General features: G+C 42.6%; 10 protein-coding genes. 4 read left to right on the top strand and 6 right to left on the bottom strand.

The annotated features are described in order from the left end of the window. Positions 1–140 precede the first annotated feature (140 nt). Together DUL71_RS17775 and DUL71_RS17770 are read left to right on the top strand one after the other, a co-directional pair. Positions 141–2,384, top strand: a complete 2,244-nt coding sequence (locus tag DUL71_RS17775) for a CRTAC1 family protein (protein WP_244228789.1) — start codon at positions 141–143, stop codon at positions 2,382–2,384. An 83-nt stretch (positions 2,385–2,467) separates the two neighbouring features. Then, on the top strand, positions 2,468–2,848 hold the full coding sequence (locus tag DUL71_RS17770; protein WP_154402423.1) for a hypothetical protein: 381 nt from the start codon (positions 2,468–2,470) through the stop codon (positions 2,846–2,848). Between the two features lie 71 nt (positions 2,849–2,919). Here DUL71_RS17770 and DUL71_RS17765 read toward each other — a convergent pair whose 3' ends face one another. From DUL71_RS17765 to DUL71_RS17755, 3 genes are read right to left on the bottom strand one after another with little or no spacing between them, the layout of a single operon-like run. Next, on the bottom strand, positions 2,920–4,620 hold the full coding sequence (locus DUL71_RS17765) for a S41 family peptidase (protein ID WP_114939372.1): 1,701 nt from the start codon (positions 4,618–4,620) through the stop codon (positions 2,920–2,922). Positions 4,621–4,664: 44 nt separating this feature from the next. Next, on the bottom strand, positions 4,665–7,010 hold the full coding sequence (locus DUL71_RS17760; RefSeq protein WP_114939371.1) for a M56 family metallopeptidase: 2,346 nt from the start codon (positions 7,008–7,010) through the stop codon (positions 4,665–4,667). After that, entirely contained in the window at positions 7,007–7,369 is a 363-nt protein-coding gene (locus tag DUL71_RS17755; protein ID WP_114939370.1) for a BlaI/MecI/CopY family transcriptional regulator, read from the bottom strand. Before DUL71_RS17755 ends, DUL71_RS17760 begins: the two co-directional genes overlap by 4 nt. Positions 7,370–7,537: 168 nt before the next feature. On the opposite strand from DUL71_RS17755, the gene DUL71_RS17750 reads away from it, so the two are divergent. Then, the gene (locus tag DUL71_RS17750) at positions 7,538–8,257 is read left to right on the top strand and encodes a peptidase associated/transthyretin-like domain-containing protein (protein WP_114939369.1); all 720 of its coding nucleotides are present in this window, start codon (positions 7,538–7,540) and stop codon (positions 8,255–8,257) included. A 194-nt stretch (positions 8,258–8,451) separates the two neighbouring features. On the opposite strand, the gene DUL71_RS17745 is transcribed toward DUL71_RS17750, so the two are convergent. Both DUL71_RS17745 and DUL71_RS17740 read right to left on the bottom strand, forming a co-directional pair. Further along, a complete protein-coding gene (locus DUL71_RS17745) occupies positions 8,452–9,303 on the bottom strand; it encodes a DUF3800 domain-containing protein (protein WP_114939368.1) in 852 nt (283 codons plus the stop codon). Positions 9,304–9,392: 89 nt separating this feature from the next. Then, positions 9,393–10,667, bottom strand: coding sequence for a BamA/TamA family outer membrane protein (locus tag DUL71_RS17740; protein WP_114939367.1), 1,275 nt, complete (start codon positions 10,665–10,667; stop codon positions 9,393–9,395). A 311-nt stretch (positions 10,668–10,978) separates the two neighbouring features. On the opposite strand from DUL71_RS17740, the gene DUL71_RS17735 reads away from it, so the two are divergent. Further along, a complete protein-coding gene (locus DUL71_RS17735) occupies positions 10,979–12,712 on the top strand; it encodes a glycoside hydrolase family 13 protein (protein WP_114939757.1) in 1,734 nt (577 codons plus the stop codon). Between the two features lie 328 nt (positions 12,713–13,040). Here DUL71_RS17735 and DUL71_RS17730 read toward each other — a convergent pair whose 3' ends face one another. After that, positions 13,041–14,672 carry a GH35 family beta-galactosidase gene (locus tag DUL71_RS17730; RefSeq protein ID WP_114939366.1) on the bottom strand — a complete coding sequence of 544 codons (1,632 nt, stop codon included), beginning with the start codon at positions 14,670–14,672 and terminating at the stop codon, positions 13,041–13,043. Between the last annotated feature and the right edge of the window lie 18 nt (positions 14,673–14,690).

Genomic DNA, 14,690 nt, shown 5'->3' with positions numbered 1-14,690 from the left:
TTTGTTTAACTTATTTACGGGCTACATGTATGTGCCCGATAAATTCTGTTGTCTCAATTTTCTGTTAATACAATTTAATGCCACATCTGTCGCGGTTTATATGCTTTGGCATTTTGCCCGCGCGTGTAAATGAACGTCCTATGATCAAGAAAAAAATCACCGCCGCGCTCGCGATGCTTTGCGGTTTCACTATAATAGCGTCTTGCCAAAACTCATCTAACGAGGAGATGGCACAGGTGCTAAAGCAACTATATAAAAAGAATAACACAATCTCCAATCCGTTTAATCCGGAAATGAAACTGGCTTATTGCGATTCGCTGCTTAAGACAAAGCGGCTTGTTAAAAGCCCGGAAGTTTTATTTTCAAAGGCGTCCCTGCTGTTAAAGGCCGGGGAAGAGCAGCAGTCGGTAAGCATTTATAAAAACCTAATGGATAACATCGATTTTATGTCGACCGATGAAATGCTGCCCGAGCAGGCCATAGCCTACATGCGTTTGGGCGAACGAAGCAATTGCATGCTTAACCATACCGGTTCATCGTGTATATTTCCTATCAAGGACGATGGTGTACACAAACTCCAAACAGGTTCACGAAAAGCGATTGATGTTTACAAAACCTTATTAAAACTTCATCCCGACGATTATGAATCACGCTGGCTGGCCAATATCGCGTATATGACCCTGGGCGAATATCCGCAGAAAGTACCCAAAAATATCCTGATCCCGAACCTGAATGTCGACCCGGACACCGCCAACCAGGTTAAGCCATTTGTTGATGTGGCAGCCAGCCTGGGCCTTAACATTCATGGCCGCGCAGGGGGCGTAATTGTTGATGATTTTAACAGTGATGGCTATCTGGATATCATGACATCGGGCTGGGACCTGTCAGATCCTATGCATTATTTTCAAAACAACCAGGATGGTACATTCAGCGACCGCACCGAAGCCGCCGGTTTAACCGGTATTACCGGTGGACTTAACATTCAGCAAACCGATTATAATAACGATGGTAAACTGGATGTTTTTGTCTTGCGCGGGGCATGGCTCACCAGGGGCTTCGGCAATCAGCCAAGCTCATTATTACGGAATAATGGCGATGGTACTTTTACGGATGTAACTGCTATAAGCGGTTTATTTATGCTGCACCCTACACAAACAGCAACCTGGGCCGATTTTAATAATGATGGCTGGCTGGATGTGTTTGTAGGAAATGAAAACTCCGAATCAATGAGTTATGTTGATGAATCAACATGCCAGCTATATATCAATAACCGCAATGGTACGTTCACCAATATTACTACTGCCGCACATTGCGGTATCAAGGCCTATGTAAAAGGGGTAACATCTGCCGATTATGATCATGATGGCTTTGTGGATGTGTTTATTTCTACCATGGATGGGCATAAATACCTGTTAAAAAACAAAGGGAAAACCGAAGTAGGGGTAGATTTTGAAGATGTAACGGCGAAATCAGGCCTTGATCAAATTAAACAACGCACGTTTACCACCTGGTTTTACGATTACAATAATGATGGCTGGCCCGATGTGATGGTGGCCAACTATAATTTTGAGCACACTTTAGGTTACTACAGTGCCGCTGCTGCCCTTGGCAAAGCTATTCCCGAAGCTGGCAATATCTACCTGTACAAAAATAACCATGATGGCACATTTACTAATGTAACTAAAGAGGCGGGACTGGATAAAGTAGTTTACAGTATGGGGGCCAACTTTGGCGATATTGATAACGACGGTTACCTTGATATGTATTTTGGTACAGGCAATCCCGATTTTAAATCGTTGGTGCCTAATAAGTTTTTCAGAAACATTGGCGGCAAGAGGTTTGCTGATATTACCTCGTCATCACGCATGGGGAACTTACAAAAAGGGCACGGTGTAGCATTTGCCGATTTAAGAAATGTTGGTCGCCAGGATATTTTTGCTGAAATGGGCGGCGCTTATATCGGCGATTCATACACCAGCTCATTGTATATGAACCCTGGGTTAAGCAACAATAACTGGATCAGCTTAAAACTAACCGGCACAAAAGCCAACAACGCGGCCATAGGGAGCAGCATTAAACTCACTTTTATCGAAAATGGCGTTAAGCGTTCTGTTTATAAAGATGTTAATTCGGGTGGAAGTTTTGGCTCATCGCCTTTGCGGCAGGAAATAGGCATTGGGCAGGCAAAAATGATTGATGAAATTGAAATAAAATGGGCAGGCAGCGGCGCCGTGCAGCACTTTAAAAATGTTGAACCTAACCGGTTCTTAAACATTACGGAAGGTGAGGCGCAATATAAAACCACCCAGCTAACTAAATTGATGTTCCAGGGTAAAAGCATGCCCGTTTGCATGCCTATGCAAATGGCTGCTAAAACAAATTGAGTTATGTTTTTGTAGTAGAAAATATTAGCATCAATTTAGTACCGAAATAGTTACATTTATAACAATTAAATTAATCTTAAACCATGAGAAAACTCTTATTACTTTGCTGCATGTTCATTGGATTGGCGGCAGCAGTTAACGCGCAAACCAAACCAGGAGCAAAACCTGTTGAAAAATCAAAAGAGCTGCAAAAAGAATTGAAGCTTAACGATAAGCAAACCGAAAAAATCGCTGCGATATACCAGGAGTCATCTGATAAATTTGAAAAGATCAAAGCTGCAGATAAGGGTGATAATACTAAAATGATGGTTGATATTAAACCATTAAGGGCAGCTACCATTTCAAAGATCAAAGCTGTTTTAACCAAAGAACAAGCTGTAAAATATGATAAACTTGTAAAAGGAGCAAAAGCAACCGGCGGCAGCGGCTGGGGCGATGGCTGGAGCGCTACAAACGGACAGTAAGCTGTTGAAGCGATAAAAAGATAAGGGCCTGTTTCGGAAGAAACAGGCCCTCGTTTTTTAGACATGTGAGTTTATTTCAATAATTGTAAAGCCTTTTCTTTGGCGGCGTCAACGCCATTTAAAACGTCTTTGATGGTTGGTTTTACAATGATATCGGGGTTAATGCCAACGCCAACAAACTCTTTGCCATCGGGATAGCTATCATGTTTGCCGCAAACCCTTGCCTGCCCGCCACCCGGCAGGTTAAATGACACCGGCTGGCCGGTGCTGCCGCCCGTAGGCATGCCTATTAGCTTACCTCGTTTCATATAATCAAAAGCTACGGTAAAATCTTCGGCTGCCGAAAATGTGCGGGGCCCTATCAATACCATTACCGGTTTATTATAAAATATTTTTCCGCTGGCATTCCAGGTGCCAAAGCCATTATCAATCCATGAGGGTTCGGCTCCCGGCATCGACATCAATGATATATTTTTTGACGCGGAGCTTTTGAAAGGCTTATCGGTTAGCTTACTGATAATGTCATATCCTATGCCGCTGCTGCCTCCGCCATTATATCTTATATCGATAATCAAACCTTTAGTTTTAGAGATCTCCGCAGTATAAAGTGAATCAAACTGTTTGCCGATGCTACCATCTTCAAAATTATTAATGGTGAGGTAGCCAATGTTGTTGATGGTTTTATAATCCAGAGTTTTTAGGCCTTTTATATCGTGATAACCAGTACGCGCTATGGTTTTGCTGATGATCTTGCCTTTAGCCGTTTTAAATTCAATATTGATAGGGTTATCTTTAGAGCCCGCTAACAAAGCATAACTAAACTCACGCACCTCAAGATCCTGCGGAGTTGAGCTGCTTTGATATGGTTTTATGTTTTTCTCGGCGTAGTCTATTACCGGTTCGCCATCTATTTTTAATACTTCGAGTCCTGGTTGTATGCCTGTTTTGAAAAGGCTGTCGCTAAAAACCTGGGTTACAAATACCCGGCCTTCAACTAATTCGGTACGGAAGGGTGGGCGGGAATAAAACTGGGCGGTTAAAGTGTTCGGAACATATACGTTGGTATGCCCGTCTTTTAATTGCGCATAAAAAGTGATCAGCACTTTATAGTATTCGGCAGTGGTTTTGGTGGCGGTTACCTTAGGGATATAATCAATGTATGTTTGGTTCCAGTCGATACCGGCATGATCAAAATTTACAAAGTTATACTTGGCTTGTGACCACAGGAGCGATAGGCCCGCAACCTTTTCCGCATCGGTCAGATTCTCTTTATAAACTGTTTTAAAAGCCTCGTTTTGCCAGAATGACGATTGCTTTTTCATTTTCTCCACAATAGCCAGGTACCCTGGTTCCTGGCGGATTGGGTTCAATAAAGGAAAGTCGCCTATATAACTGGCGGCGCGACTGGAGCCTCCCTCGGCAAACCTTTTCTCAAGCATCATTATCGCTGAATCTTTTTTACCGGCTACCGTGTATGACTGGGCCATATCCAGGTAAACGTCATAAGCACGGGCTTTTAAGTAGAAATTGCCGTTGGCCAGTTCTTTTATCGGCAGACTGTCCAGAAATACAAGCGTGTGCTTTAAAATACGGATGCTTCGGTCGAGTTCGGCGGGTGTGGGATCTTTTTTCTCCCACAGGTCATTGGCATCTGAGCGGTCTTGCTGCGCTTTGTCGTAGGCCTGCGAGGATGATAAATGCTGTTGTGCTGCAGCTTTAAAGGTAAAAACATAAGCCAATACGGCAACCAGCAGTAATTTGTGAATTTTCATAGTTGTTTGGTTTAGGAGGTGGATATAGTTGTTTTTAGTTTACATTAATTGAAGGTGTTTTTAAGATTGATGTATTTACGCAGATCTTTTGAATTGAGGCCTTTCTGTTTCATGGAGCTCACATACTCCGGGGTAACATCCGACGTTTTGAGCAGGATAAGGTCCTTTACCGGCACATTCTTAAACCCGAGGTCATTAAATCCTTTGATAAAGCTGGGGGTAATATTTTCATGCTTCATGCTGATAATATCCGCCAGTTCAATATCATTATAACCCAGGCTTTGGAGGCTCTTAATATAATCGGGCGTGATACCCCGCATTTTGATAAGCACCAATTCCGAGGCTTTAATATCCTTATAGCCCAAGCTTTGATAGCTTTTGATAAACTCAGGACTGATATTGTAGTATTTGAAGCTTGATAAATATTCTGCCGGGATGTCATTGAAGCCGATGGCCCGGTATTGCTTTATAAAATCTACCGTAACGTTTTGACCCCGTAGGCCTATCATGTTAGCGAATGAAAGGTTGCTATAACCCATTGTTTTAAGGCTATCTATATACTGAAGCGTTATATTGAATGCCTTAAAGGAATGAAGTTGTGAACCTGTAAGGTTATACCCGGCATTTATTAAACCGCGAATATACGCGCTGTCAACCTTGGCGTGCCTTGCTGATAAAAGCTCATCAGCAGCGGGAAGCAGGCTGGTTGTATCGCCGGGCGATCTGCCAATTTTTCGGGCGCTTACTATACTCCGGATATAATCGGGTGTAATTTTTTGTAATTTAAAGCTTGTTAATTGCTCCAGGGTTAGGTTTCGGTATCCGGCATTACGCATTTCGTATATAAATGCGCTATCCAGTTTGTTTATTTTAATTCGGGTGAGCTCACTTAACGTAATATCCTTGTATTGCGCCCGCCAAAATCTCATGTCATTTTCAGTACCTCCAAAATATCGCAGAGCGGATAAGTCATTAACTTTCGTAGTTGTGTAGCCATATTTTTGAAGTTTTTCAAGATAGTCTTTCTCCACGTTGGATAATAGCAGGTCGAGAAGTTCATGGATCTCGATCTGTTCGATGCCTTGTTTTTGTAGCAGGTCTACATAAGCTTTATTGGGTTTAAGCTTAAAGCGACCAAGGCCTTCATCTCCATCAAATTTACCGTTGAACAGAATGGTGCCGGCATCACGGGTTAACGTAAAATCACCTTTTTGTTTTCGGGGCATAGACGACAAATCTTTCATGGGAACATTAAATGAATTATAGTTCCAGTTATGCCCTTTGGTAGTCACCTTGAAATCCATATTCATATTATCGCCATCACGGGCCGCAAACCAATAACCTTCCACTTCGGCATCAAAGCTTTTATATGCCGATGCGTTATTGGTTACTGGTTTGATGAAAGATACAGGAGTATTTGTTGACTGGGCGCTGTTTGCGGGTTGGTTAAGCGCGCAAATAAACAGGCAAAATAGCGGAAGCAAGGTAAAATACTTCCATAAAATGTGCAGGTTTGATCGTTTGGCGTTCATCATGGCAATGCGTTTTTTCAGAAGCGATTGATTGTAATTGGTAGCTATCCGCAGGGAAAACTCTGGTACAGATACTTTAAGCAGGCTGAGCTGATAGGCTGCCCTGTCTGTATCCGCATTGTTCAAAACGGCTGTATCTGTAAGATACTCGAGGTTGTTCTCAATTTCTTTGCGGTATTGCCAGGCAAGCGGATTAAACCATTGAAATATAATACACAGTTCGGCCAGCATGATATCCAGGCTGTGAAGCTGTTTTGCATGTACTTTTTCGTGCAGGAGGATCTGGCTGTAGGTATCCCAATCGTACGCCGCCGGGTTGATGAAGATGTAATTGAAAAAGGAACATGGCACCTTATTGCCGCTAAGCTCAACAATGCGGTAGCGCCCATCAATAATAAATGGGTTGGTAAATGCCTGATAAAGGGTACTGCCAATTTGCACCAAAAGGTTTAAACTAAATATGGCTACACCTGCCCAGTAAAGTATCAGCAGCCATTTTATTACTTCTGTTGCAGATAAGGTAAATGAAGGCTTTGGTTCAGCGGCAATGGTTTGTGTGGGTTTAGGTTGTTCCGGAGTTAAGGTCGTTTTCAGTGTTGGGCCGTCTTCTAACCCGACTTCAGATATTGGAGGTTCTTGTACTTGCTGTATCACAACAGGCTGGCTAATGGGCTTTTCGGCGTTTTGTGCCGACCATTGAGCAGGCGGGTGTATAAGTGGGATCAGAAAGCAGAATCCTAAACAACATAGCAGCGTATACCGGTTTAAACGGTAAAACGTTTCGCGTTGCAGCAATAGTTTGTAAAACAATAAACAAACCGCCAGCAGCAGGGCTACATACAGCAGATAGGGTATCATTTTTTATTGGATTTAATGATGGTTATAATATCATTCAGCTCGTCTTCGGTGATCTTTTCTTCTTTGGCAAAAAAAGCCAGCATACGTGGATAGGAGTTATCAAAATATTGGCTCACGATATCTCTCATAGCATGTTTCTGATATTCCTCTTTTGATATGGCCGGATAATACTGGTAAATATTACCAATGGTATCATGGGCAAGAAAACCTTTTTCCTCAAGGATCTTGACCATGGTTGCCACCGAGTTGTAATGGGGTTTAGGTTCAGGAAGTTCCTGTATAATGTCTTTGATTACAGCTTTCTCCAGGATCCATACGGCCTGCATGATCTGCTCTTCGCGTTTGGCTAATTTTTGCATTGGTTATGAGGTATAAACAAACTTAATACTAATAAATTAGTATTGCAACTAATTTATTAGTATTTGTACTAATTTGTTAGGAGTTGTGGTTTAAAACATTGGAAAGTATAGAAGTTTTTGCCCTTTTGTGGTTAATATTTTATCTTCATTGCCAACTTAAATACTATCATGAATAAAATTTTAATAGCAAGGTTCTCCCTTGTTGCTTTGCTTTCGATCCTTACAGCCACGCAGTTATTTGCCAAAAAGCGGGATGGAATAGCAAGAAATATCAACATCGCCGGTTTAGTTGTTGATTCAAAAACGCTGCAGCCAATTGAAGCCGCCAACATCTACGGAGCCGACGAACAGCCGCTGGGTAAAACAGACGCGAAAGGTTACTATAAGATCACGCTTAGCTTCACGGCCGATGGCGAGATGAAGTTTAAATTGAAGATTTCAAAAAAGGGTTATAATACTATCGTACAAAGTGAACACTGGGGGAGCCTATCTAACGGTGCAAATGCTTTGATGTATTTTGGATTGGATAAAGCAGGCGCTTCAGGATCAGATTCTTTTTCAAAGCTGATAAACAATTCAGTTACCGATTTGGGCTATAGCAATGTGCTGAAGAATTTTGATTCGGTTAAAGCGGGAAAAACATTTGCCGATAAACTAACTGAGGCGAAAGCGGGTAACCAGGATGTATTGATCAAAATTGATGATAAGCTTTATATTGTTGATAAAACTGGATGGATAGTGATCTCATCGGCTAAGGATTCGATATTGATCAACAAGAAACAGTCGGTGATAGCAGATCATTTAAACAGCACTATCAAAAGGAAAAACATTAAGTCGATGACGCCGCTTAATCTTAAAAATACAAAGTTTGCTATCTATACAAAGTAAGTTGTTTTTGAAAGCATTGGAATACTATTAGGAATGGAGCATAGGGTCAGGAGAATGCTTTATAAATCAAAGCCTTATCTGAAAGCTATGTGAAACTATTATTAAAATGGATTGTATAAATAATAAAATATACGTATTTTTGTATGCCCTGTCAAAGCGAAGGCCTACGTTCCACGTGGGAGAATTAATGTAGCTTAGATGGGGTTTTTTGTTGCCTTGAATTTTGACTCGTCTATTCGGTGTTCTTTAGGTTTAAAGTTCCAATGGCGATAGTTATCCATCCACCTGCTATCTGTATCTCCGCCGGTACTTACTCCAATATTAAAATTCGGAATTATTTGTCTTATATGAGCTAAAATATGCTTGTATAGTTTTTCTTTGGCGATAGTCTTCTTACCCCGCACCCTTGAGCCTTCAGGTTTTACAAGATGCATATTGTTGAGTCTAAAAGCCATGCTTCCCAGTATAATATCCATACATTGCAGAATTACGTGTTTACTTGAATCGACATCTACAATGTCTTCTCTACGAATTTGGATTTTTGCATAGACAAATTGGTTCAAAGACTGTAGGCCGTAAATTTTACTTTTGAACTCCTCACATCTTAGTTTGTTATCAGGTAATTCATCAAAAAATATTCGCAGAAATTTGGGATGTTTAATTTCTGATTCAGGCATGCAGCTAAAACCAAATGCATGCTTTATAAATTGATAGTATAGTAAGAAAAAACCATTGTCTTTTTGGTGATCCGTCAGATTTATAGCCTCAAATGCCGATTGTCTGAACATCAATCTTATCTTTATTTTGCCGGATTTAATAAAATCGAAATATTCATCAATTAAGTGCATGTACTTTTCAAGATAGGTGCTACTTACTTTTGACCATTTAACTTCTTTAAGTAGATTCAACTCAATTTTTTTATCAGAAAGGGCTTTTATAATTTCATCATAATGAGTCGATTCAACAAGGGCGCCTCCGTAAAAATCTGAGTAAAACTTACCTTTTTCTACTGACTCATCACAATAGAGGAAATATTCTTTGGCCATATAATCAAAGATAATATGTTAAAGTTATTAACCTCTATTTGTTGAATTTTATATCATATCATAAGTATTATTTGATTAGGATACACGCTTTAAAATGCCTCATTCAAGCCCAAAAAGAACCCTTTTGAACCATACCTGCCAAAGGCATAATCAAGGCAAAGGTTGGTGCGTGTGGCTTTGTTAAATAAAACCCGCAAGCCGCCGCCATAGCCCGGCTGCCACACCTGAAATATTTTAGTGCCCGACTCATCATTGGTAGTTTGCAGGTTGGCGAATGCCACGCCGCTTATAAACTTGTTCCGCAGTATCGGGAAACGGTATTCCACTTCTGAGTAGTTGTATTGCGTGCCTTTAAAGTATTGTACAACATAGCCCCGGCCACTCCTGAAGCTTGGATCCTTACCTGTGCCAGGTAACTCCAGATAAGGGATATTACCGCTAATGAGGTATGAGCCCCAGTTCCAGAAAGCTACAACATGCTCAGGGTTTGTTTCTGACAGGCTGAAATACTTCCTGAAATCGGTAGTGAATTGCACCGCGTTTTTTGAACTACCCATCCAGCTTTGGTTAACGCGGAAGCCGGCATCTACATAAATGCCACGATAGGCCCGGTTTTGATTATCGCGGGTGGTGTATTGCAGGTTAAAAAGCAGGCCGTTTGCAGCGTAGTGATCGCGGGCAAAGCCGTGCCGGTCGCTGTAAATATTGTAGGGGGTAAAATCGGTGGTTGATTTGGTATCCTCAATTTTTCGCCTGATATCAAAAGATGCGCCTGCGCCCAGGAATAGCCCCTTATCAATTTCTTTGTACACCTTTTCCCTGATATTGTAGTATTGCGAATGCAGGGCCCGGCCTTTACGCTCGGGATTAGCCAGCACCTGATCGGCTGCGCTGCCGCTTGATGCCTGGCCAATTCCCAAACCATAATCGGGCGATACCGTTTTGGCTGCAACCAAATTGCCCTGAAAATTCCATTTATTACCCGGTGTATATATGTTGTGATTGATATAAAAGTAAATGATCCCTTTGGTGGTAATAGAGGCCGAAGTAGCTGCTACTGATAGCAACGTATTGGGATCTGTCCCTAATTTTTTACCGGCCACCGCTTTAATGCCAATTTGCGACCCGATAGTAGGGTTAGATGCTACATTGGGAATAATTGTAATGCCCGATGATTTTTTATTTGGCGCGTCTGCCGGTCGGCCGGGATGCAATATGTTGCGCACAAGGTCGCCAAAGTCATATTGTTTGTATAAGGTATCGGTAGGCTTTGCCGGTTGTACCTCCTTTTCTTTAATGCGGAGGGAATCGGCCTTCACCGAATCGGCAGGTACCTGCACCTGGGCAAAGGTATGTACGGCCATGCCTGTAAATAGTATCAATAAAACCGTCTTTAAAAGCAGGATAGAAATTTTATGTGGTGGTGTGTGATGCACGCTAACTTGTATAAATATTTAAAATTCAATTTATTAACCGTTAATTGTGATGGGTGTTAGCTCAATTTAAACCCCCAAACGGCCATAATGTTTGAAACTTAAATTCCCGGGCGCGTTAAGCCGGTGGCTTTGACCGCGTTATTTGATGTTTCCGTTAAATATTGCTACCTTAATATGATCTTATTATAAACAGCAGAAAACCAGTTCTGTCCCGCTAAATTCTTAAACCGATTATGATCATGAACGTACTTTACATCCGTTTTATGGCGCTTGCTATTTTTATGCTTGGCGCCTTTTCAGGATATGCCCAGAATAATCCCAAAGCAACAGATACTATCGACCGGAAATGGTGGAAAGAAGCAGTAGTTTACCAGGTTTATCCGCGCAGCTTTAAAGACAATAACGGAGATGGCATCGGCGACCTGAAAGGTATCATCTCCAAGCTCGATTATATCAAAAGCCTGGGGGTTGATGTGGTTTGGCTTAATCCTATTTATAGTTCGCCCAATGATGATAACGGCTATGATGTAAGCGATTACCGTAACATCATGAAAGATTTTGGTACAATGGACGATTTTGACGCTTTGCTTAAAGGCATGCACAGCCGTGGTATAAAACTGATTATGGACCTGGTTGTAAACCATAGCAGCGACGAGCATGAATGGTTTAAACAAAGCAGGAGCTCACGAACCAGTCCATACCGCGAATATTATCACTGGTGGAATGCGGAGAAGGGTAAGCCGGCATACCGTTATAGTTTGTTTGATGTGAACCATGATGCCTGGCGGTACGATTCGCTCACCAACGCCTATTACCTGCATTATTTTTCGCGTAAGCAACCCGATCTTAATTGGGAAAATCCTAAGCTCAGGAACGAAGTATATGGCATTATGAAGTTTTGGGCCGATAAAGGCATTGACGGCTTCAGGCTTGACGCTTTTCAGTTTGCCGCGAAGGATACTACCTTCCCAGCTTTTCCAAAAGGGTTTGAAAAAAACTTTACCCAATATTATGGAGTACAAGGCAATTTGCATGGCTATCTGCAGGAAATGAACCGGGAAGTGCTCAGTAAATACAATGTAATGAGCGTGGCCGAGGGGGCAGGTAACACATTTGAAGACGGACATAATTTAGTTGATGCCGATAGAAATGAACTGAATATGGCCTACGCTTTTGAAGGTGTGGATATTGCCAAGCCCGAAGGCTACAGCATAACTCATTTAAAGCAGGTATTTACCAAATGGGACAGTGCCTTCGCGGCAAAGGGCTGGCTTTCGATATTTTTAGCTAACCATGACCAGGCGCGGTTGGTAAGCCGTTTCGGGAATGATAGCCCTGAGTTTAGGGCTGTATCATCAAAAATGCTCACTACTTTTTTAATGACTATGCGCGGTACGCCTTACTACTACAATGGCGACGAACTGGGCATGACCAATGCCGGTTTTACCACAATTGAGGATTACCGCGATGTGCAAACGCTGAACGAGTACCAGCGTCAGAAAAATATTAGTGCCGATTTACCGGCGTATTTAAAACGGATAGCCTTTGAAAGCCGGGATAATGGTCGTACCCCTTTCCAATGGAACAATACCGATAACGCCGGATTTACTACAGGAACTCCCTGGATAAAGGTAAACTCCAATTACAAAAACATTAACGCCGCCGCTCAGGAAAAAGATGCCAACAGCATTTTAAATTATTTCAGACGGGTAGTAAAACTCAGGAAGGATAACCTGGTACTGGTTTATGGAAAGTACACCCTGCTCGACGCGCAAAACCCCGACACTTATGCCTACACCAGGGAGTTGAACGGCAGGAAGTTGTTAGTATTGCTGAACTTCACTAACAAGTCGGCCACTGCACAAACAGGTATCGACCTAAATAACGCAACTGTATTAATCGGTAACTATCAAAAGCCGTCAAAAAATGGTATGCTGATGCCCTATGAGGCAGTGGTTTATCAGGTTAAATAGGGGAGGTAATAAAAAAACGTCATTGCGAGTTGGGAAAATCGAGATATTTGAAGGTGATATGACATTAGGTGTTGAGGGCTTGTCATCCTGAGCCTGTCGAAGGACGCGCGCAGAGGCCCACCTCGCTATGCTTCGACAGGCTCAGCATGACCCCGTTTTTTAATTATGTCATGGTAGGTACTAAGCAATCGCGACCTATACGGGGCGGATTTGCTAGTCGGTGATTATTAATAATTATAATTGTTTCTTTATAGATATTAATGTGCTCCCTCTGGTAGGTTGTCTTCGTGCCTTATAATTACGGGGTGGAGGAGCGCTTTAAAAATTGCTACCTCACCATCAACGAAATCCGCAGCACCCTCGGCTGATCTCCAATTGCAGGCCCGCCCCAATCGGTTTCATCACCATTAAGGATGCGAAGCGATTTAAAAATACCATCGCTATACCTGCCTTCTTCAACTTTAAGGTATTGCCATGCCCTGCCGGTATTGCCGCCTGCGGGATGGAAGGTAATCCTGCAGTTTGTTCCGGTCATGATGAATTTATTTTCATCAAGGGTAACTATCATGGCTCTGCCGTTATGGTCTTTGTTAGGCTTAAGCTCGCCGCCATGGCCGCTGCCAAATTTTATGATGGCATCCCACGCGCCAAGTTTAATGGTTTGCTCCGCGCCGTCTTCGTGTTCAACAGCGGCTTTGATCTTATCGTCAAAAGCCCATTGAGCCAGTTCCCGCATCATTGGGGTCGCCATGGCATATTCCTGTGCAAAAGGAGCAAGGCGTTCGGCCAAATGTTCATCGTTTGATGCATCGCCATTATCATCTATGCCAAAAGGGGAAAACCCAATGCCACCATGGGCTAAAACATCGTAAAAGTATTTTGCGTTATCGGCAATTAAACCGGCTTCGGGTACAAACAGGGTATTATCTGCACGGGTATACAGGTCGATTACTTTTAGTACCCTTTCGCTGCCGGAGAGGTAAATATCAGGAGCAAGCAAATCGATAGATGGTGCCGCCGCTTTCCAGATCGGGATCACGTTATCTGTAGCGCCACCACTTTCGTAATGGGTTGCAGGTGGATTGGTGAGCGGATCGCGAAGTGCCACATTCACATACAACGGAAGCGGATACTCGGCTTTACCGGCAGCTGCAACCTGATCAATGAAACGGGCAATAGACCAGGCTTGGAAATATTCATCGGCCCTGTCGCCAAAAACTTTGGCCCATGGACCTTTGGAGTTTTCAGGCACATTTAACGCTTTTAGTATAGCAGGTTTTAACAGTTCCGCGGGGACATCTGCTTCAAATAATTTTTGCGCCTTAGCCGAGTAATCACGAACGGTATCCCATGAGCCGGGCTCATTTTCAACCTGAAACATAATAACGGTATGCTGCGCGTCGGCCTGTTTCAGATATCGCATCACTGCCGAAAATGCTTTAACATCAGCCTCCAATGTAGCCTTTGAATGCGGGGACGGCGAATCAATTGCTTTGCCTGTTTTACCCGTAATGTTTGGGTATTTCCCGGCATCACGCTTCATCCATTCGGGTATGTAATGATTACTTCCGTTTTTCCAGGTACCAAACCATAACAACACCAAATGAACATGATGTTGCCGGGCCTGGGTAAGTAGTGTATCTACCAATGAAAAATCAAGCTTTCCGGGCTGAGGTTCTATCTGTTCCCAGTAAAGAGGTACTTCAAGCGTGTTGAGGTGCATCGTCCCTGCCGATTTCCATACCCCCGGCATCAAGGCCGGCCATGCGCTTGAGTTATGGGCCTGGCCGCCAAGCATCAAAAACGGTTTGCCATCGACTAAAAACGCGTGCCTGCCATTTTTTTCGATAAGCTTGGGTAATGATGAATCAATGGTTTGTCCATAGGCTTTATCGCCCACAACAAATATTAAAGCAAGCAGGAATATATTTTGCGCTGTTTTGCTAATTATTTTAAGCATGATATCAAAGGGTTATGA

The sequence above is a fragment of the Mucilaginibacter endophyticus genome (assembly GCF_003351025.1).
Lineage (GTDB): Bacteria > Bacteroidota > Bacteroidia > Sphingobacteriales > Sphingobacteriaceae > Mucilaginibacter > Mucilaginibacter endophyticus.
This window is presented reverse-complemented; position numbering and strand designations above follow the sequence as displayed.

What these genes read in the sequence shown, in the direction of transcription:
- DUL71_RS17775 (WP_244228789.1), top strand. Translation starts at nt 141, where the DNA reads ATGATCAAGAAAAAAATCACCGCCGCGCTCGCGATGCTTTGCGGTTTC.
- DUL71_RS17770 (WP_154402423.1), top strand. Translation starts at nt 2,468, where the DNA reads ATGAGAAAACTCTTATTACTTTGCTGCATGTTCATTGGATTGGCGGCA.
- DUL71_RS17765 (WP_114939372.1), bottom strand. Translation starts at nt 4,620, where the DNA reads ATGAAAATTCACAAATTACTGCTGGTTGCCGTATTGGCTTATGTTTTT.
- DUL71_RS17760 (WP_114939371.1), bottom strand. Translation starts at nt 7,010, where the DNA reads ATGATACCCTATCTGCTGTATGTAGCCCTGCTGCTGGCGGTTTGTTTA.
- DUL71_RS17755 (WP_114939370.1), bottom strand. Translation starts at nt 7,369, where the DNA reads ATGCAAAAATTAGCCAAACGCGAAGAGCAGATCATGCAGGCCGTATGG.
- DUL71_RS17750 (WP_114939369.1), top strand. Translation starts at nt 7,538, where the DNA reads ATGAATAAAATTTTAATAGCAAGGTTCTCCCTTGTTGCTTTGCTTTCG.
- DUL71_RS17745 (WP_114939368.1), bottom strand. Translation starts at nt 9,303, where the DNA reads ATGGCCAAAGAATATTTCCTCTATTGTGATGAGTCAGTAGAAAAAGGT.
- DUL71_RS17740 (WP_114939367.1), bottom strand. Translation starts at nt 10,667, where the DNA reads ATGGCCGTACATACCTTTGCCCAGGTGCAGGTACCTGCCGATTCGGTG.
- DUL71_RS17735 (WP_114939757.1), top strand. Translation starts at nt 10,979, where the DNA reads ATGAACGTACTTTACATCCGTTTTATGGCGCTTGCTATTTTTATGCTT.
- DUL71_RS17730 (WP_114939366.1), bottom strand. Translation starts at nt 14,672, where the DNA reads ATGCTTAAAATAATTAGCAAAACAGCGCAAAATATATTCCTGCTTGCT.